Genomic DNA, 19,149 nt, shown 5'->3' on the forward strand with positions numbered 1-19,149 from the left:
TGCGCAACAGATCAGACCTTCTCGGCGCCTTCCAGCTTTTCAAGCGCCGCCATCCACAAGGATTCTGCACGCGCCATCGCCTGGACCGCCTCGGCGCGTTTCTTCGACCATTTTTTCGCCTCGTGCGGGTCATTGTAAAGCGCGGGGTCGGCAAGCTTCACGTCCAGTTTTTCCAGCATCTCGGTAAGTTTTTCGACCCGCTCTTCGGACCGGCGCACCTCGGATCGAAGGGTCAACAACTCGTCACGCGCGGGACGTTTTGGTGCAGGCTTCGCAACCGGTTCGACGGGTTTGGGTTTCGCGGCATCGTCGCCGTTCAGCAGAAAGCGCCGGTAGTCGTCCAGATCACCGTCATATGTGCTGACCGCCGCGTCATTGACCAGCCACAGCCGATCCGCGACCAGGCTCAGCAGGTGCATGTCGTGACTGACCAGCACCACCGCGCCGGTATAGTCGTTCAGCGCCTCGGACAACGCCTCGCGGCTTTCGATGTCAAGGTGGTTGGTCGGCTCGTCCAGAACCAGCAGATGCGGGGCGTCGATGGTCGCGATCAGCAGCGACAGCCGCGCCTTCTGCCCGCCGGACAGTTGCCCGACCCTGGTTTCGGCCTGCGCTTCCATCAACCCGAAACCGGCCAGTCGCGCCCGCAGACGGGCCGGCGCCTCGTTCGGGCGCAGGCGCCGGACATGCTCGATCGGGGTTTCGTCCAGGGACAGTTCATCGACCTGATGCTGGGCGAAATAGCCGACGCGCAGCTTGCTTGACCGGGTGATCCGGCCATCCATCGCAGCAAGCCGTTCCGCAAGCAGCTTGGACAGTGTGGATTTGCCCTGCCCGTTCCGACCCAGCAGCGCAATCCGGTCGTCCTGATCGATGCGCAGGTTCAAACGCTGAAGAACCGCGCGATCGCCATAACCCACCGCGACGTTTTCCATGGCGATGATGGGCGGCGACAATTCCTCGGGCTGCGGGAAACTGAAGCGGTGAAACTTTGCCTCTTCGGGCGCGGTGATCGGCTGCATCTTCTCCAGCATCTTGACCCGTGCCTGCGCCTGACGCGCCTTGCTGGCCTTGGCGCGGAAACGGTCCACGAAGCTTTGCAGATGCGCCCGCCGATCGGCCTGCTTTCTGGCCTCGGCAGCCTGCAAGGCACGTTTCTCGGCACGAATGCGGGTAAAGCCGTCATAGCCGCCTGTGTAGAGCGTCAGTTTGCGGTTCTCGACATGCAGGATGTGGCCGACGGCGCGATTCAGCAGATCGCGGTCATGGCTGATGATGATGACCGTATGCGGATAGCGCGCCAGATAGGTTTCCAGCCACAGCGCCCCTTCAAGGTCCAGATAGTTGGTCGGCTCGTCCAGCAGCAGCAGATCCGGCTGCGAGAACAGCACGCCCGCCAGCGCGACCCGCATCCGCCACCCGCCCGAGAAATCGCTGGTCGGCCGCGCCTGATCCACCTGCGAGAAGCCAAGGCCGACCAGGATCGAGGACGCGCGCGCCTCGGCTGACCACGCGTCGATATCGGCCAGTCGGGTCTGGATCTCGGCGATGCGGTGCGGATCCTTAGCAGTCTCGCTTTCGGCCATCAGGGCTGCGCGTTCCTTGTCTTCGGCCAGAACCGTGGCAAGGACCGATTGCGCGGTGCCCGGCGCCTCTTGTGCCACTCCGCCGATGCGGGCGCGCGAGGGCAAGGTGATCTCGCCGCCATCGACGGCAAGCTCACCCCGCAACATCCGGAACAATGTCGTCTTGCCAGCCCCGTTCGGGCCGACAAGGCCAACCTTGTGACCCTCGGGGATGGTGGCCGAGGCGTGCTCGAAAAGCGGGCGGCCCTGAATGGCGAAGGAGATATCGTCGATACGCAGCATGGGCGGGGCATGACCGAAGGCGAGCAGGTCGTCAATGGCAAGACCTTCGTTGCAGCCTTTCCGGCACCGTGTTGCAACCTGAGATGTAATACTATAACACTTACTGACTTAACGACATTGCTCGCAGGGACGCCATTCATGAACCTAGATGCCCGCCTTCCCGTCACCGTCCTGTCCGGCTTTCTGGGCGCCGGAAAAACGACGCTGCTGAACGACATTCTGAATAATCGCGACGGGTTGCGCGTCGCTGTGATCGTGAATGATATGTCCGAAGTGAATATCGATGCGGATCTTGTGCGTGCCGAAGGCGGGATGGCCCGCACTGACGAGACCCCGGTCGAAATGTCGAATGGCTGCATCTGCTGCACGCTGCGCGAGGATCTGTTGACCGAGGTTCGGCGCCTGGCCTGTGCCGGACGGTTCGACTATCTGCTGATCGAATCATCAGGCATTTCCGAACCATTACCGGTCGCGACCACCTTCGAGTTCCGTGACGAGAACGGCGACAGCCTGTCCGACGTTGCGCGGCTGGATACGATGGTAACGGTCGTGGATGCGCTGAGCCTGCTCAAGGACTATTCAAGCCATGATTTCCTTGACGATCGTGGCGAGACCGCAGGACGGGGCGACGATCGCACACTGGTCACCTTGCTGACAGAACAGATCGAGTTCGCCGATGTGGTGGTTCTGAACAAGGTCAGCGACGCCGGTCCCGACCGTGTCGATGCTGCGCTTGCGATCATCCGCAGCCTGAACGCGGATGCCCAAGTTATCCGGACCGACCATGCCCGGATCAACGCGCGCGACATCCTGAATACAGGTCTGTTCGATTTCGACCGGGCCCATGAACATCCGATGTGGATGAAAGAGCTTTACGGCTTCGGCGACCATGTTCCCGAAACCGAGGAATACGGCGTCACCTCGTTCGTCTATCGGGCAAGACGGCCGTTCGAGCCGCGCAAGATCCATGAATTGCTGAACAGCCCCCTGCCGGGTGTGATCCGCGCAAAAGGGCATTTCTGGATTGCCTCGCGCCCGGACTGGGTTGCCGAATTCTCTCTGGCGGGGGCGCAGTCGACGGTGCGCCCTCTGGGCACATGGTGGGCATCCGTGCCCCGCGAACGCTGGCCGGATCATGGTCAGGCGCGCACCTATATCGCCCAGCATTGGGCCGACCCGTGGGGGGATCGGCGGCAGGAACTGGTCTTCATCGGCTGCGACATGGACGAGGATGCGATACGGTGCAGGCTGGACGCTTGTATTCTGGGCGAAGAGTGGGGCGAGGAACCCCGGGCCTGGACCGACCTTCCCGACCCGTTTCCAGCTTGGCGACGGGCCGACGAGGTGGCGGCATGAGCATCGCAGCACGCCCACGCGCCGCCACCGCGATCAATCAGTCCTTCTGTCCGCGCGTCCTGGGCACCATCGCCATGCCCGGGGTAGGCGCGGCGATCTGGCAACGGGATGTCGCACCCACGTTGCTGAAATGGTTGGAGGAATTGCCGACCGACCACCTGCCTCGATTACGCGAAAGACTGCGGCCCAAGGATGCCGCCGCTGCCGTAAAGGCCGCGTGTATCACCGCCAGAACGCCCGCCTCGCCTGAACGCGATAAATTTGTGGCCGAGGTTTCCGACCTCGTGCAAGTTGCGGCAGCCCAGACCGGTGCCGTGATGGTCGACCTGCGTCTGGACTCCGTTTTTGGACAGCCCTGCCCGAAATGGCATCTGGATGCCGTTCGGGCACGCTTTCTGTGCACGCTGCGTGGCGCGGGAACCGAGTTCGGACCAGCAGGTTCCGATGGCGACGTCACCGCCACCCATCGGGTGCCTCTGGGCTGCGCCGCAATGTTCCGTGGTCGTGATTGGCCGGGTGAAGAGGTCTTAGGAATTTTGCACCGTTCTCCGCCTACCGAAAACGGTCAATGCCGTTTTCTGGTGGTAGTCGATCCGGTCGATCCGATCGGGACATGCTGATGGTGGCGCGGAACGGCAATCTGGGCCGAACAGCGCAACGGCTGCGACGGCGAACCCGTGATCCGATGGCCGCATTCGACGCCCTGCCCGCGCCGCTGCGGCGATGGCTGGCGCATGCGGCACTGCCGTGGTCACCGGCATCATGTCGCCGCTTGTGGCAAAACGCACGCGCTGCGGGCGCCTCGACCCAACAGGCGCTGGAGTTGCTTGATCGCGCCCAAGCGCGCGCCTTGCAGCGCGAATCCACCGAGTGACTTGTATGAAGATTGGATGGCGCCGCATCACGCCGCGGCACCACCGCCCTATTTGACTGTGATGCGTCCATCCAGAGCCGGGGCGAAGTCCGCCCCCCGAGACGCCAGATAATCGGCAAGAACCTCGGCCAGGTCCGGTCCGAAATCATACGCGTCCGATGCGTTTGCAGCAAAGACCTGATAGCCGTCTCCACCGCCGCGCATGTAGTTGTTCGAGACGACCCCATATGTCGCGGACGGGTCGAGCGGCGCCCAGTCCTGATCCCGACGAACCATCACATCGCTGATCCTGCTGCCGGGTTCGGCATCAGGATCAACAGTATATTTCAGTCCGGCAACCTGAGCAAAGCGACCTGCCGCTTCTTCGTATTGGCTTGCACCATTCTCCAGCGCGGCGAGGACATCCTTTCCCGAAAGCCGGAATGTCGCCAAGGTGTTCTGGAAGGGCAGCACCGTATAGACTTCGCCCATCGTGACCGGACCTTCGTCGATCGAGGCCCGCAGCCCGCCGCCATTCGCGATCGCGATGTCGATGCCCTGATCCTTCACGCGTTCCAGCATTGCATCCGCCACAAGATTGCCCATCTCGCATTCCCTGGCACGACAGTTGTCGCGTCCACCATCTATCGGCGCCGCGGTCCGGGCGACGACCTTCTGTCGCAACTCCTCGATCGGCGCGGCCATCTCGGCGACGCGGGCGGCGATGGCCTTATCCTCGGGAACCGTACTATCCAGCAGGATCGGCTGTCCTTCGGCCTTTGTCAGAATGCCGTCGTCGTCGAAGGTCAGAACAAGATGGCCAAGATATTTCGAGTAGGCATAGGCCGTTGCCACCGGAACCTCTGTCCCCTCCGGCCCCTCGACAAGTGTCGGATACGGACCAGCCGCGGAATCCATGCTGCCGAGCAGAGTGTGCGAATGCCCGCCGATCACCGCATCCAGGCCCGGCACCTCGCGAGCGATCTGCTGATCGCGCAGATATCCGACATGGGTCAGTGCGATGATCTTGTTGACGCCCTGATCGGTCAATGTTTGCACGTCGGCGGCAAGACTGTCGATGTCGTCCATGAAGATCACATTGGGGCCGGGCGATGACGTCTCGGTCGTATCCGTCGCCAGTGCGGACACGATGCCGACCTTTTCGCCACCGATGTCCAGCGTGACGATGTCATCCACCTTGCCTTTCAGCACGTTCGAACGCGACAGGTCCAGATTGCCGGATATGACCGGAAATGCGACCCCATCGGTCAGGACCGCCAGACCTTCGGGACCATCATCGAATTCGTGATTGCCCACCGCCATGGCGTCATAGCCTATCGCGGTCATGAACTCGGCAACATCCTTGCCCTTGTAGGTCGTATAGAACAGGCTGCCTTGATACTGGTCGCCCGCGTCCAGGACGATGACATTGCCGTCCTGCGCCGTTATCTGATCTTGCAATTCGGCAACCTTGCTGGCCACCCGCGCGACGCCGCCGAAACACTCGCCCGCATCGCGCGTCTCCTGGTCACAGGTGCTGTCGTATTTGTTGATCGGTTCGATCCTGCTGTGCAAATCGTTGGTATGCAGGATGTGCAGCGTCATCTCGGCCTGTGCTGCCACCGCTGACAGCGCCACGGTGGAAGCTGCAATCAAATATCGAACATGCATCCGCTGATCCTTTCAGGCACGGTCAATCTTCTCGGCAGCTTCGCCCAGTCGATTGACCTGGTCAAACCTTCTGTTCTGGATCGATTGCGCCCTTGACCGTGGTGCCGCCAACACGGCAAATGCCGCCATGCTGATCTACAAGATTTTTCGTGCGCAGGAATGGAGCGAGATGCAGGCGAAGGGCCACAGCGATGGCGCGCCTGTCGATCTGGCCGACGGGTTCGTGCATCTCTCAACCGCATCGCAATTGCCGGGCACGCTTTCAAAGCATTTTGCGGGCGAAGACGCCCTGACGCTGTTGGCCTGCGATACGGAAACGATGGAAGACGCGCTTCGGTGGGAGCCATCGCGCGGCGGCGCAATGTTCCCCCACCTGTATCGCCCGTTGCGGATGGCCGATATCCGCTGGACGCGCAGGATCCAGTTGACCGGCAACGATCACCAGACCGGACCGCTGGAATGAACATGATCGAAAAGCTGGGCCTTGCCGCATTGCATCGGGTCAATCCCGAAGTGGCGCATGACATTTCGATACGCGTGCTGGCGGCAGGCCTTGTCCCATTGCCCGGCAGGCCGGTGACATCCGAGCGGCTGCGACTTGATCTGGCAGGTTTGCAACTTGCCAACCCCATCGGTCTGGCCGCGGGCTATGACAAGAACGCGCGGGCCGTGTCATCGCTGATGCGTGCAGGGTTCGGCTTCATCGAGTTGGGGGCGGCGACTCCGCGTCCACAGCCGGGAAATCCGAAGCCCCGACTGTTCCGCCTTCGACAGGAACACGCGATCATCAACCGCTTCGGCTTCAATAACGACGGTGCCGAAGCGATTACCGCCCGCCTTGGCGTACGCGATCACATCATTCCCGTGGGACTGAATATCGGCGCGAACAAGGACAGCGCCGACCGCAGCGCCGATTTCGAAGAAGTCGTTCGTGTGGCCGGGATTGCGTCGGATTTTCTGACAGTGAATGTCTCATCACCAAATACCGAAAGGCTGCGTGACTTGCAGGGTGCCGACGCTCTGGCGGCGCTACTGGACCGAGTGATCCTGGCCCGCGACGCGCTGCCAAACTGGCGACCGGTCTTTGTCAAGATTGCGCCGGATCTGGACAACAAGGCATTGGCGGATATCGCGGCAGTCGCCCGTCAGGCGCAGATCGATGGAATCATTGCGACGAACACGACATTGTCTCGTGACGGCGTGCAAAACGGACAGAACTCCGAGACCGGCGGGCTGTCAGGCGCCCCCCTGTTCCAGCGTGCGACACATGTTCTGGCAAAGCTCTACCGAGAGACGAGAGGAGAAATCCCTCTGATCGGCGTCGGTGGGATCGGCTCGATCGATCAGGCATGGGAAAAGCTGCGCGCAGGCGCCACCGCGATCCAGCTGTATTCGGCCCTGATCTATCAGGGTTTTTCGCTTGTCCCGAAGATCGCTAAAGGACTGGACGCACGGCTTGCGCAAGAGAACATGACACTGACCGAACTTAGGGGCAGCGGCGTCAGCGACTGGGTCTAGAAATACTCTTCGATACCCAGCAGCTGGTTCATGCTGTGCGAGGGTTCAGGGCATCCGGCGTCGCCGATCACCCGCGCCGGAACGCCGGCCACCGTCTTGCAGCAAGGCACATCGTGCAGCACGACTGAACCGGCGGCGATCCGCGAATGGTGTCCTATCCGGATGTTGCCAAGCACTTTTGCGCCCGCCCCGATCATCACGCCGTCGCCGATCTTCGGGTGCCGATCACCGTCTTCCTTGCCGGTTCCGCCAAGGGTGACGGAATGCAGCATCGATACATCGTTCCCTACTGTGGCTGTTTCGCCAATAACGATGGAGTGTGCATGGTCGATCATCACGCCCGTGCCTATCTTTGCCGCAGGGTGAATATCCACACCAAAACACTCCGAGCATCGCATCTGTACGAAATAAGCCATGTCGCGGCGGTCCTGCTGCCACAGCCAATGCCCCATACGATAGGCCTGAAGTGCCTGATATCCCTTGAAGAACAGGATGGGCTGGATCAAACGGTGCGTCGCGGGGTCGCGGTCATAAACAGCCATCAGATCCGCGCGCGCCGCCTCGGCCAATTCGGGCGAAGCCGCATAGGCATGATCAGCCAGTTCGCGCAGGATCTGCTCGCTCATCTCTCCGGATGCCAGTTTCAGAGAAAAGCGATAGGCCAAAGCGGCCTCTAGGCTGTGGTGATGCAGCAACCCCGCATGGATCAGCGACCCCAACAACGGCTCTCCGCGCACCGCCTCGGTCGCTTCATCACGAATCTGCGCCCAAATCGCATCGCGATCCAGATTCAGTGCGTTGGCGTTGCTGCTATCTTGCATGTTCATCAGAACCATCCGCGACTTTCCCATTCCTTCCTAACGCAGTTTGTCAGGCGGGAAAAGCCGCGGATGGGCGTCATGCTTCAACCTGGCAGGCGCAATCCCAGCCAGTGGACTGCAAGCTTGACGCGTCCGCCGGAAAACTGACCGCCCTCTGCGGTCATCAGCAGGTTGGCATCGTCGTAGTAAGCCATCGGCGAGCCAAGCAGGCCGCGAGTCCAGGAATTCATCGATTTGCCAATCCCTTGCTCGAAGCGGTCATCGGCACCCAAGCTACCAAGCCGCCAACTGGACAAGCTGCCGGTCAAGGCCTGTGTCACCCGCGCGGTCGCACCGATCACCACTACACCAGCGGGAATCGTCAGGCCGGTGTCGAAAACCGCACCAGCCGAGACCGAAACCTCGGCCTCGGCAATGCCGGTCAGCAATCCGGCACCGGTTTGGCCCAAGGTCAAAGCCCCTTCGACCCATCGCGTCCCGTCATGGATCGCACAGATGCCATGATCCGCAATGAAGGCGCGCATGCCCGGACCCGCCGGAACGAACACCCATCCACCATTGGACCCGATCGCGATGCGACCCGACTGGCTCACCCAAGCACCACTTGGGTTGGCGGGGACGCCCCAGCACTGGCCATCGATCACCTGGGAAGGGGGGGTTGTGGTCGTAACGCTTTGCAGGGTCAGATTCACCAGTCCGTCAAGCCGCATCAGGGCCTCGTTGACCGTGACATGTTTCTGGGCCTGTGCAGGTTGAAGCAACGGCATCTCCAGCCGCTGGGTCTCATTCGTCGGCATTGAATATCCTCCTGACAAACGGTCCGATCCCGTACTGGTCTGACAACTGTGCAACCTCGACCGCATAGGCGCCGCCGCCGTTGATCGCCTGCCAGATATCGACCGGGATGACATATTCTGGTGCGCCCAGTTGCACCTCATGCAGAGTCGCGCCGAACTGGATGACGCGCAGCAAATAGGCTTCGCGCGTTTCGTTCAGCGGGACATCGGGTCCGTCCCAACTGTCGCCATCGATCCGGGTGCGGCGAATCCAACTGACCCGACGCCCTGCTGTTCGAAGATGGCACGGCGCATACGGTCTCAACCCTGCCCCGCGGATCTCTGTCGTCACCGCACGATAGCTGGAATCGTCGGGCGAACGCGATGCCGGCCCAATTCTCCAGAATCGCTCTTGTCCGCGTGCGCCAGGTGGCAGCACAACCTGCTTGGGCGCGCCGTCCAGCAACACGATCATGCTATCCGCCGGCCATGCCGCGGGCATCATGGAATCCGTGCCCGCCTGGCCTCGCAACCGCGAACTGATTTCCCAAACTCCGTTACCTCGGGGTTGGGCGCTTGCGAACTGAATGATTTCCCAGTTGCCTGACGTCCCGTCCCCGATCGCCATGACGTTCGCACCAGCCAGCAGGGCGCGCTGCGTGACTGATCGCAGATCGTCCGATTTCAGCTGAATTCGCAGCGCGTTTCCCCGGTCGAACAATCCCGGCCTGGCCCATGGCAACGCATTTTGGGTCCGTCCGATCACGGCGCGGCGGTTCAGCGTCAGGTTCAGATCATACCCCCCCTCGGGCTCGACCGAAACATAGGCTGCGACGGTGCCCGGCCACGGTTTTGCCGTGACCGCCAGATAGGGTGCATGCGGCACCTCATCGCCTCGCAGCAGCGGCAGATCCAGAAACAGCGGCATCACCGGCATCGGCGGAACATAGCGGCGGATCGATGGCTCCTCCTCATTGGTCAACGCCGGTCGATAGACGCCAGAATCCACCCGCACGGCATCCACCGTCGCCGCGCCGGCGCGTTCGACGCGATCGATACGCCACCGGCTGGTCTCGATGCCGTCGCGGCGCAGCCGAACGACGTCGCCCGGTCCCAGGTGACCTTGCGAAGGTGGCAACGCGAAACGCGCCGTGTCGCGCGACACCGTCGCCTCGACCAGCCATCGTTCGGCGATCGCCCTCCCCTCGGCACGCGTTAGCACCAAGGGAAATTCGCTGTCGGTCACGGACTCTTGGTCAGCATCCGGAAGACTGGTCTCTGCTGTTGCCACGGAATAGTCGGCACCAGCCGCGACATGCGTCAAACGCAGGCGTCCGGCAATCTCAGGTTCGGGTGCGCGCACCGTTTCCAAACCACTGACGTCATCAGAAATTGCCAGATGGTCGGCCCCGATTTCGGCCCTGGCCAACCCATCGCGCATGACAAAGCGCAACACACCGTCACGCTCGATCGCATCAAACCCATAGGCCAGCATCAAGGGTTGCAACGCGGCGCGACCGCTTTGGCCGCCCTGCAAGGCAAAACCACGAACGACACCCGACATCCCCGACACGTCGAAGGATTGAACCCCTGAGAATCTGCAGATGTCAGCCACCACAGCGCTCAGCATCACAGCCCCGGCCCTGCCGTTCAACCAGTGCCCACGTTCCCAGGCAGGGCCGTCCGACCACAAGTCCGCGCGTGCCGGAAATGCAGGATATGGACGCGCATCCCAACACCAGACATGCGCGCGTCCAAGATCCAGCATGGCCACGCCGTCGTCGTTGACCGGATTGTTGCCCGGCACCGACCAATAGGCGGCGACCGCATGAACATAAGCCGCCTGGATGGCGTCGTCACGCTGACCGGTCGAGAAATACGGCAGCACGCTTTCCGAACTCATTGCATCCAGAAACTTGTTGGGCTGGTTCGTGGCCTTGTTCAACGCCGCACAGCCGTATTCTGTGAACCAGATCGGCTTGGAACCTGGAACCCACCCGGTCGCCTCGCGCGATCGCACCCCTTCCGGCCGGTCGAAATGCAGGTTTTGCCACCAGCTTGCCATGTCCTTGTAGCGCCATACCCACGCTTCGTCATACTGACCATCGGTGATCGGCGTGCGGATCTGGGCATCGCGATCGGCCTCGCTGGCATAGTACCAGTCATATCCCTCGCCACCGCAGACATTGGCTTGAAGATAGTCGGGGTTGTCGATGCGACCCCAATGCGCGTCCAGATGATCCTCGCCATCCCGCCAGTCCGACAACGGCATGTAGTTGTCGATGCCGATGAAGTCGATATTCTCATCCGACCACAGCGGATCCAGATGGAAGTACAGTTCACCGTTTCCGGGATGATGGCCGAAATACTCGGACCAGTCCGCCGCATATCCGATCTTCACATCCGGTCCCAGAATTGCGCGCACATCCGATGCCAGCCGCCTGAGCTGTGCGACGGCGGGATAGCTGTTCTGCGGTCCACGAATCTGCGTCATGCCGACCATCTCGGAACCGATCACGAACGCATCTATGCCGCCCGCTGCCGCACAGAGATGTGCATAGTGCAGGATAAACCTGCGATAGGACCATTCGTCAGGCCCGTGATAGACGATGGTGTCGTCGGAACGGGAAAAATCATCCGCCTCGGCCTCTCCGAAGAATGACGCGACCTGATCGACGGCAGCCTGTGTGAGATCGGAAGAACCGGACCTTCCGGGCGCCAAGGGCGTCGTGATCCGCCCTCGCCATGGCATCACCGGCTGCTCTGCACCACCATACGGATCGGAAAGACCATTCCCGGCTAGCTGCTCCATCAGGATGAAAGGATAGAAGACCGCACGTCGTCCGCTTTCCTCGATCGTGCGCAGGGCCTCGATCACCGAGCGATCGCACGGCGTGCCGCCATAGATCGGTCGTCCATCGACCCGCGACACCTCTTGCGCTTGACCGCGCGCGATTCCACCCGCGCGCCACGGCATCTCGCTGCCCTCGGCATCGACCTGTTCAACCTTGGGGCGCAGGCTGCAGTGATCGATGCGAAGATCGTCGCCGAACCACGACACGACCAGGGACACCGACCCGACATTCGGAAGCTCGCGCCCCATCACATCCATGGAAGCACTGAAATCGGTCCCGCCCATCGGCGTATTGACATTGACCGAACGCGTCTCGCCCAGACCAAGATCTTCAGTGACCGCCGTAGTCGCCAGCGAATATTCTCCGGTTCCCGGGATCAGCGCCACCGCGCGCACATCGCTGCACAGGCCGCTGCCGTGCTGGGCCGGGCAGGTCACTTCGAAGCTCAGCTGCGGCATACGGTTGCCCCAGCGCTCAAGGCTCAGATCCTCAAGGACCACATAGGCCACGCCGCGATAGGCAGGGGCATTCTCGCCCTCATGGGCCGAGATGGCCGGATCGGGCATCTGCGCCTCAATGCCCCGATAGACGCGCATGTTCAATTCAGAAGCCGAGACCTCCTCGCCATCAGCCCAAACACGCCCGACCCCAAGAATATGTCCTTCGCAAAGCGCCAGCGCCACCGACAGTCGATAGCTGATCTGCGTCACCTTGGGCTGCGGCGCGCCCTTGCCGCCACCGCCTTCGCTACTGCGGATCTCGGCTAGGGGCGAGGACCAGATGACATGGCCCGGCACCCGCATCTGTCCCCAGATACGCGGGATCGGCGCGCCCTCGCCCGCTGTCTGCAACCTCAGCCGGTCGATCCGGCCCGTCTCGACGGCTTTCGAGCCGCCGCCCAGAAGACGCTGGTCAATGGCCCGGCCCACCGTCGCGCCAATGGCGCGACCAATGACCGCACCCGACAAACCCAGAAAGGCACCGCCGAAGCCGCCTCCGATGGATGCACCCACTGCCGACAGCACAATCGTCGCCATTGCGGTCTCCTCAAGTTGTTCGTCATGGAAAGCGGAATCTGGCAGCAATCCGTTGCCGCCAGGGACTGGTCAGTTGGCTTTCGATCACGCCATGATGTGTATAGGCGTGTATGAACCGCGCCGGATCTTGCGCCACCGAGACGATGCCAAGATGCTTGGCAACCGCACCCTGGCGCATTCGGAACAGCAGGACCTGCCCTTCACCGAAAGGATCTGTCCGCGCGATGGGCACGAGATGCCGCGCCGCCCCGGCCAGGAGCGGTTCGTCCGCGCGGAATTCTCCCCAGTCGGGCGTGTATTCGGGCGTCGCCTCGGGCTCACATCCATAGAGTGATCGCCAAATACCTCGGATCAGGCCCAGACAATCCGCACCCGCAGCCTGCACGCTGGCCTGATGCACATACGGCGTTCCGATCCAGCCGCGCGCGATCGCCACCACCGTGTCGCCATCACCCATTTCGACCCTCGGCACCCGGGGCCATCAACCAGTCTTCGCTTGGCAAATGTGGAAAGCCGCGAAAGTTCAGGAAGTTGGCGAACTTCTTCTGGCACGTGTCGGCGCGCTTGTCGCAACCTGTGGTCAGGCGAAGACGGTCGCCCACCCGGGGCAGTATCGCCATCGCCTGCCACAGTTCGATCTCTCGCCCTCCGCCCGACAACGAAATGTCATTCTTGACCACCCCGCCCAAACCCTTCGCGGGACCATCAAGAACCAGCAAGGATCCGCGTTCGAACCAACCATTCGTGAAGTTTCCGAACGAGGCAAAGCGCAGGATCCGACCCTCGTCCAGCCCCTCGACAGCGACAGTTTCGCGCCATCTGTCGTCGGTCAGGTCAAGCTTGCAGCACCCATCCCCAAGCCGGGCCGAGCAGCGTGGATGATACACCCGGCCCTGCGCCGCATTCAGCGGTTCGGACAGCCCCCGCAATTCGGCACGGAAAGCACCGTTCCCTCGCGAGACCTCGCCCAAGGATCCAGCAAAGATCAGCGTCCGTTCACGAGGGTCGTTCCAATCGACTTCCCACATCCGCAGCGTCGCGCCGTCCCAAAGCCCGGCCAGCAGGTCACGTTCGGTGATTGCATCATCCGACAACGCGCCTGCAGCCTCAGAATTGTCCACCGACAGGCCCGACCCCTGCACCAGTGCCCGCGCACTCATGCCGTGATCCGGCCGGAACAGGATACCGTCGAATTCAAGCCGTGCATCGTGATCAGTGAACCCCAGAACAACGCTATCACGCCTCTGAATGGCCCAGGCCCGACAAATCGTCGTTGTGGTCATATCCGCACCTCGACCACAGGTATCTGCGGGATCTCGCCGGCGTGGAACGAGGCGACGGAAACCGCGATCCGATCGGTGTCGAACCTGACGGGAACGTCGTATTCATAGCCTGCAGAAACGCGTGCGCCGGGTTCAGGGGGCACGCGAAACGTGACGACACCGGTGCCAAAATCGACATCATAGTCGATGTCCGGATAACGTTCGACGCCGCCCACGCCCGCGCGGACCGTGTCGCGCACCGGCTTTGTCACGGGCCGCTGGTATTTCGCCGGTCCCGAAGAATAGGACTTGATCAGCTGGAAGCTGACGGTGTTGCCGTCGCCCCGTGCGATTTCCTGATCGTCGAAGACTGGTTCCTTCGACGGAACGCAGCTCTTGAAGTCCGACCAATCCTTCCACCGAAACCCGTGCAACTGTCCTGCCCGGGCTTCGAAAAACGCCACAAGCGCCGCAAGATCGTCCAGCGAGCGCAATCCCATTCCGGCGTCAAAGCGGCGGCGCGCATGTGCCCATGGCGTGTTGCGTTCCTCGAAACCGCTGGCCAGCGCGACGATCTCGGTTCTTCGTTCCGGTCCCCCGATCGATCCGAACGACAGGTTCGCGGGGAATCTGACCTCATGAAATGCCATTTCTGCCTCCTCGCACTCAGGCGTTGCGATCGCCGCGCGCCAGCGCGCGGCCCAATTGCGCCGCGATCTGCGACTGGCTGCGCTGGAAACCTGCGACATCAGGCGTGCTGACATTGATGGTGACATTGACGGGCCTGGCAGCCCCGCCCGCCGCCGCAACGCCAAGACGGCCATCCGCGCCACGCCGCAGAGGCATGATCGCCTCGGGGCCGGCCTCGCCCATCAATCCCGTGGCGCCGCGCATCGGAAAATGCGTGGGCTCGGCGACGACACCCCCCTTTGCGAATGGCATCACACGCCCCTGCACAAATGCACCGCCTTGCGCAAAGGGCAGCGCGCCGGACAGCATCCCGGTCACGCCCCCCGCCAAGGATCCTGCCAAGGCACTTTCCACCGGCTTCATCGCGATCGAAAAAACGGTGTCCGCAATCTGCCGCCCGATGCCTCTCAGCGCGTCCGACAGCTTCTGCCCATCGAAGATCAAGCCATCAAAGGCCCGACGCAGGCCAGTTTCGATGCCCGAGCTCAAGCTGCCGACCTCGCGCGTGGTAAACACCATCGACTGCCGAAGCCGCGCCAACTCGGCCTCGAATTCCGCCGTCATCCGGCTGGTCTGACCGAACCCTTCATCCACCTGGTCCAGCGTGGTTCCGAAACCGTCCTTGTTCGCCATGATGATGGCCCCCGATTGTCAGTTGTCCTTGTTGCCGGATGGCTCGGTCATCGGCCTGTCCGGGTATCGGGCGGCCAATTCGGCCAGCCGACCACGTGTCATTGCCGGGGGTCCGGCCTCGATGCCCAGCATCAGGGCCAGTTCTGCCGGTGTCAGCGACCAGAACTGATCCGGTCGCAGACCCAGCCCCCGCAATCCGGCCTGCATCAGGCCGGACCAGTCCAGCCCGCCCTTCGCCCCGTCACTGCGCGTCATGCGTCGATCCGAAATGCGCGTGCCAGCAACTCGGCCGCGGCGCGCCCCGCCGCGACCGGCCCGCCGCCGATCTCAGTGGTCAACAAGTCGGCTGCCCGGCCCTGCCATCCGCCGCCTCGCAGCCCGGCCACCAACACCGACAAGACGTCACGGCTTGAAAAGCGACCCGCCTCGAACCGCTCGGCGACCGCCAGCAGGCTGTCGGCGCCCAGATCATGTTCAAGTTCCGCCAGCGCGCCCAGTGTCAGCCGGGCGACATGCGGCTGACCGTCCAGCACCACCTCGACCTCGCCACGCAACGGGTTCACCATCACAGCGCCGTAAAGCCAAGCGCCCCGGCCGAAGCCATGGTCAGCTCATATGTCGCCTCGCCATTGTAGCTTCCCGAATATTCCAGCGCCGTGATCTGGAACGGCCCTTCGACTGTGCCGAAATCCGGGATCACCACCTGGAAAAGCGGCACTTCACCGTCGAAGAATGCCTGCCGCGCCCTTGCATCGGTATCGGCGTCGCGAAACACGCCCGATCCCGAAACCGAGGCGCTGCGCATCCCGGCTCCGCCCAGCAATTCGCGCCAGCCCCCCTCGCTTTCCAGCGAAGTGACGTCCACCGTCTCGGCGTTGAAGGACAGGCGGCTTGCGCGCAGCCCGGCCACCGTCTCAAAGGCGCCATCGCCCGTCATGTCCATCTTGATCAGCAGATCGCGTCCGTTCTGTACCGCCATGGGTCCGTCTCCTCAGCCCAGATCAATGCGCGCGCGGAACGTCAGATCGACCCGCCGCGCAGCCCCGTTTTCCACCCGCCGCGCCTTGGCGCGCAGGAACCACAATCCCGCCAGATGCCCGCGTTCCAGCGACATCGCGCCGTTTTCCAGCGCCTCGCTGACAGCCACCGCCGTCGCCTTGACGGCGGCAAAACCTGCGCTGTCATCGGCCCCCGACAACACCGATACGATGAAATCGTGCTGCGACCCGGATGCAGTCATGTCGCCCGCATCCCGTGTCTCCTCCGGCCCCAGCGACACGAACACGCCGCTTGGCGCATCGACCGGCATCGCATCGAAAATCGCATCGCCCACCAGCGCGGCCAATGCCGTGTCGGCGCGCAGATGCTGATAGACCGCGCCCTGCAGCGCCACCCCGGCCGCATAGCTCATGCGGGTTCCTCCTCTTTCGCGAAGCAGGTCAGCCAAAGACCAGCCGCGTCACGCTCGGCCACCGCCTCGATCCGGAACAGGCGATCCTGCAATCGCAAGCGCTGTCCCGGCAGCGGTCGGCGTGGGTCGCCCGAAGGCGCGCCACGCACGGTGATCCGCCACGACACGACGCTTTCGGGGCCGACCTCGGCGAACCTTTCCCGTCCCGAACCCGCATTCATCTCGGCCCACAGCGTGCCAAGACGCTGCCAGACGACGCGATACCCGCCCATGCCATCGGCCTGCCGTTCCGGGGCCTCCAACGCGAGGCGGGTGTTCAACCTCGGCACACCCATCAGCGCATCTCCCGGCTGCCGCGGCCGGCCAGCGTCCGCACCTGGCGCCAGCGCTCGATCAACGCGCTGACCCCGAACGGCATCGCGCCCTTGCTGCCCTCGAAGCTGCGATCCTCATAGTATCGGGCCGCCAGCATCAGCACCGCCTGGGCCAGATCGGCAGGCACTGCCGCCCAGTCCGCACCGAACCCCGCCGTGAACATGACCGTCACACTGCCGCGACGCGGCACATGCGGCAGGATCACTCCGGTCGGCAGAATCATCGGGCGTTGGCCGTCGGGCAGCAATCGCCAGCTTTCCGCAGCCATCTCGGTGACGGTACCCGCACCGTCTTCTATCGAGATCCCCTGGACCGATATGACCGGCGCCAAAGGCAGGGGCTGCCCCAGTCGATCACGCCAGTCATCCAGCTGCATCCGAAAGCGCCGGGTCAGCAGCACCTTCCCGGTGCGGGCCTCGATGGTGGCAATCGCGGCGCGCAGATACCCCGTCAGCGCCGCAGTCTCGGCGCTGTCTTCGGCGATCTGGAAGCCCGAGCCAAGCCGCAAATGCTCGCGCAGCGCGGCGACCGGCAGCGCCTCCGCCGCCGGCGCCGTTTCCTCAATCAGCATCATGTCGCGAACCTCCCGTCCTGCCGTCCGCCTGGTCGTTCCACGTCGGCGGGACCCCAGCGGCCCCGCCTGATTTTCGTGTGTGGGAAGGGGCCGCGCCCGCGCGCAGGCCATCAGCGCGCGCGGACAGATGCAAAGCCGGAATGACCCGCGACCCGTGCGCAGCCCCCTCCCTCGCCCGATCCGGCAAGGGATCAGGCGAACTGCAGCAGCTTGACGGCACGGAAGTCGGTGACGCCCCCTCCGACGCGCTTGGTCGCATAGAACAGAACATGCGGCTTGGCGCTGAACGGGTCGCGCAGCACGCGCAGATCAGGGCGTTCGACGATCGTATAGGCCGCGCGGAAGTCACCAAAGGCGATCGATAGCGATTCCATCTCGATATCGGGCATGTCCTCGCTGATCATCACCGGATATCCCAACAGCTGCGGGGCCTGGCCCGCCGACAGCGCATCCGTCCACAGGAAGCGGCCATCGGCATCCTTCATCTTGCGGATGCGCGCGGCGGTCTTGGAGTTCATCACGAAGCTGGCGTTCGAACGATACTCTGCACCCAGAGCATAGATCAGGTCGATCAGCGCATCCGCTGGCGCCTCAGGGTTGAAGTCGCCCAACGCACCGCTGGTGACGATTCCGATCTGACCGTCGGTGGCTGCATCGTTCGCGGCGACCGGATAGGACAGGATGCCGCGCGGCTTGGCGACCCCGTCGCCGATCACGAAGGCGGCAGCCTCGGAACGGGCGAACTTGTCGGCGATCCGCTCGGCCAGCCAGGCCTCGACGTCGAACGCAGCATCATCCAGCAGGCGCTGGCTGGCCTTGGGCATCGCTGACAGTTCATGCACCGGAATCGAGATACGCTCGATCCCGCCGGTCGCAGTTTCCGTCGAATCCGCCTCGGTGGCCCATCCGGCACCCATGTCGCCCTTGTCCACCAGAACCTCGTAGGCCGAGGATTCCACGGCCACCACATTTGCCAGCTTGCGCAGCGACGCGCCCGAACGCAGCACGCTCTGCACCGCTTCCGCGACCCGAGGCGCTGCCAGGAATCCCCCATCGCTGGCGACCGTCAGGCCCTTCTCTTCGATGACCAGACCGCGCAGCCCGTCATCGTCGCCGCTGCGCAGATAGGCATTGAACGCCTTCTGGTGCGGGATCTCGGTTTCGGCGGTGGTCGAAAGGGGCGCACGGCCCCGGATGGCGGTCTTGCGATCAAGCATGTTCATGCGCTCTTCCTGTGCTTGCAGTTTTGTCTGGATGTCTTCTCGGAAACCCCTGAGTTCACCGACGAACCCCATCATGGCCCCTTTCAGATCGGCGGACGGATCTCCGCCGCCCGCGGCCTTTGCCTCGGTCATGGTCTTCTCCTCATCGCGATGTGCGGGGCCCACCCGCCCCTGTTGCCGGACCAGCTTGCAGGGCAAGGTCCGAACCCATGGAATGCGCGCTTGC

21 protein-coding genes are annotated in these 19,149 nt (G+C 63.0%); 5 read left to right on the forward strand and 16 right to left on the reverse strand.

What is annotated here, in order from left to right:
• Nucleotides 1–11: 11 nt before the first annotated feature.
• Complete coding sequence (locus J7359_RS11810; protein WP_209056858.1) at nucleotides 12–1,868, reverse strand: ABC-F family ATP-binding cassette domain-containing protein; 1,857 nt, start codon at nucleotides 1,866–1,868, stop codon at nucleotides 12–14.
• 138 nt (nucleotides 1,869–2,006) lie between these two features.
• Here J7359_RS11810 and J7359_RS11815 point away from each other — a divergent pair, with 138 nt between their 5' ends.
• The 3 genes from J7359_RS11815 to J7359_RS11825 are packed head-to-tail and all read left to right on the forward strand — an operon-like array spanning nucleotide 2,007 to nucleotide 4,098.
• Nucleotides 2,007–3,224, forward strand: coding sequence for a GTP-binding protein (locus J7359_RS11815; RefSeq protein ID WP_209056859.1), 1,218 nt, complete (start codon nucleotides 2,007–2,009; stop codon nucleotides 3,222–3,224).
• Complete coding sequence (locus tag J7359_RS11820) at nucleotides 3,221–3,844, forward strand: DUF1826 domain-containing protein (RefSeq protein WP_209056861.1); 624 nt, start codon at nucleotides 3,221–3,223, stop codon at nucleotides 3,842–3,844. The genes J7359_RS11815 and J7359_RS11820 overlap by 4 nt, the downstream gene beginning before the upstream one ends.
• Nucleotides 3,844–4,098, forward strand: a complete 255-nt coding sequence (locus J7359_RS11825) for a DUF6525 family protein (RefSeq protein WP_209056863.1) — start codon at nucleotides 3,844–3,846, stop codon at nucleotides 4,096–4,098. The genes J7359_RS11820 and J7359_RS11825 overlap by 1 nt, the downstream gene beginning before the upstream one ends.
• A 48-nt stretch (nucleotides 4,099–4,146) precedes the next feature.
• On the opposite strand, the gene J7359_RS11830 is transcribed toward J7359_RS11825, so the two are convergent.
• Entirely contained in the window at nucleotides 4,147–5,748 is a 1,602-nt protein-coding gene (locus J7359_RS11830; protein ID WP_209056864.1) for a bifunctional metallophosphatase/5'-nucleotidase, read from the reverse strand.
• 127 nt (nucleotides 5,749–5,875) lie between these two features.
• Here J7359_RS11830 and J7359_RS11835 point away from each other — a divergent pair, with 127 nt between their 5' ends.
• Both J7359_RS11835 and J7359_RS11840 read left to right on the forward strand, forming a co-directional pair.
• Nucleotides 5,876–6,211, forward strand: coding sequence for a DUF952 domain-containing protein (locus J7359_RS11835; protein WP_209056865.1), 336 nt, complete (start codon nucleotides 5,876–5,878; stop codon nucleotides 6,209–6,211).
• Nucleotides 6,208–7,266 carry a quinone-dependent dihydroorotate dehydrogenase gene (locus J7359_RS11840; RefSeq protein WP_209056866.1) on the forward strand — a complete coding sequence of 353 codons (1,059 nt, stop codon included), beginning with the start codon at nucleotides 6,208–6,210 and terminating at the stop codon, nucleotides 7,264–7,266. Before J7359_RS11835 ends, J7359_RS11840 begins: the two co-directional genes overlap by 4 nt.
• Here J7359_RS11840 and cysE read toward each other — a convergent pair.
• From cysE to J7359_RS11910, 14 genes are all read right to left on the reverse strand, one after another.
• Nucleotides 7,263–8,102: a serine O-acetyltransferase gene (cysE, locus tag J7359_RS11845; RefSeq protein WP_247740357.1), complete on the reverse strand. Its 840-nt coding sequence runs from the start codon at nucleotides 8,100–8,102 to the stop codon at nucleotides 7,263–7,265. The genes J7359_RS11840 and cysE overlap by 4 nt on opposite strands.
• A 68-nt stretch (nucleotides 8,103–8,170) precedes the next feature.
• Complete coding sequence (locus J7359_RS11850) at nucleotides 8,171–8,884, reverse strand: DUF2793 domain-containing protein (RefSeq protein WP_209056867.1); 714 nt, start codon at nucleotides 8,882–8,884, stop codon at nucleotides 8,171–8,173.
• Entirely contained in the window at nucleotides 8,871–12,755 is a 3,885-nt protein-coding gene (locus J7359_RS11855; RefSeq protein ID WP_209056868.1) for a glycoside hydrolase/phage tail family protein, read from the reverse strand. The genes J7359_RS11850 and J7359_RS11855 overlap by 14 nt, the downstream gene beginning before the upstream one ends.
• Before the next feature lie 22 nt (nucleotides 12,756–12,777).
• Entirely contained in the window at nucleotides 12,778–13,212 is a 435-nt protein-coding gene (locus J7359_RS11860) for an NlpC/P60 family protein (RefSeq protein WP_209056869.1), read from the reverse strand.
• Nucleotides 13,205–14,038 carry a DUF2163 domain-containing protein gene (locus tag J7359_RS11865; RefSeq protein WP_209056871.1) on the reverse strand — a complete coding sequence of 278 codons (834 nt, stop codon included), beginning with the start codon at nucleotides 14,036–14,038 and terminating at the stop codon, nucleotides 13,205–13,207. The genes J7359_RS11860 and J7359_RS11865 overlap by 8 nt, the downstream gene beginning before the upstream one ends.
• Nucleotides 14,035–14,667, reverse strand: coding sequence for a DUF2460 domain-containing protein (locus J7359_RS11870; protein WP_209056873.1), 633 nt, complete (start codon nucleotides 14,665–14,667; stop codon nucleotides 14,035–14,037). The genes J7359_RS11865 and J7359_RS11870 overlap by 4 nt, the downstream gene beginning before the upstream one ends.
• A 16-nt stretch (nucleotides 14,668–14,683) precedes the next feature.
• The gene (locus tag J7359_RS11875; protein WP_247740369.1) at nucleotides 14,684–15,271 is read right to left on the reverse strand and encodes a phage tail tape measure protein; all 588 of its coding nucleotides are present in this window, start codon (nucleotides 15,269–15,271) and stop codon (nucleotides 14,684–14,686) included.
• Nucleotides 15,272–15,358: 87 nt separating this feature from the next.
• Nucleotides 15,359–15,595, reverse strand: coding sequence for a rcc01693 family protein (locus J7359_RS11880; RefSeq protein ID WP_209056877.1), 237 nt, complete (start codon nucleotides 15,593–15,595; stop codon nucleotides 15,359–15,361).
• The gene (locus J7359_RS11885) at nucleotides 15,592–15,906 is read right to left on the reverse strand and encodes a gene transfer agent family protein (protein ID WP_209056879.1); all 315 of its coding nucleotides are present in this window, start codon (nucleotides 15,904–15,906) and stop codon (nucleotides 15,592–15,594) included. Before J7359_RS11885 ends, J7359_RS11880 begins: the two co-directional genes overlap by 4 nt.
• Nucleotides 15,906–16,319 (reverse strand): phage major tail protein, TP901-1 family, encoded by a 414-nt coding sequence (locus J7359_RS11890; RefSeq protein WP_209056880.1) that lies wholly within the window; start codon nucleotides 16,317–16,319, stop codon nucleotides 15,906–15,908. Before J7359_RS11890 ends, J7359_RS11885 begins: the two co-directional genes overlap by 1 nt.
• A gap of 12 nt (nucleotides 16,320–16,331) precedes the next feature.
• Nucleotides 16,332–16,751, reverse strand: a complete 420-nt coding sequence (locus tag J7359_RS11895; RefSeq protein ID WP_209056881.1) for a DUF3168 domain-containing protein — start codon at nucleotides 16,749–16,751, stop codon at nucleotides 16,332–16,334.
• Nucleotides 16,748–17,080, reverse strand: coding sequence for a head-tail adaptor protein (locus J7359_RS11900; RefSeq protein ID WP_348524380.1), 333 nt, complete (start codon nucleotides 17,078–17,080; stop codon nucleotides 16,748–16,750). The genes J7359_RS11895 and J7359_RS11900 overlap by 4 nt, the downstream gene beginning before the upstream one ends.
• A 5-nt stretch (nucleotides 17,081–17,085) precedes the next feature.
• Nucleotides 17,086–17,700, reverse strand: coding sequence for a phage head-tail connector protein (locus J7359_RS11905; RefSeq protein WP_209056883.1), 615 nt, complete (start codon nucleotides 17,698–17,700; stop codon nucleotides 17,086–17,088).
• 191 nt (nucleotides 17,701–17,891) lie between these two features.
• Nucleotides 17,892–19,055, reverse strand: a complete 1,164-nt coding sequence (locus tag J7359_RS11910) for a phage major capsid protein (protein ID WP_209056884.1) — start codon at nucleotides 19,053–19,055, stop codon at nucleotides 17,892–17,894.
• Nucleotides 19,056–19,149 lie beyond the last annotated feature (94 nt).

The sequence above is a fragment of the Paracoccus sp. R12_2 genome (assembly GCF_017744015.1).
Lineage (GTDB): Bacteria > Pseudomonadota > Alphaproteobacteria > Rhodobacterales > Rhodobacteraceae > Paracoccus.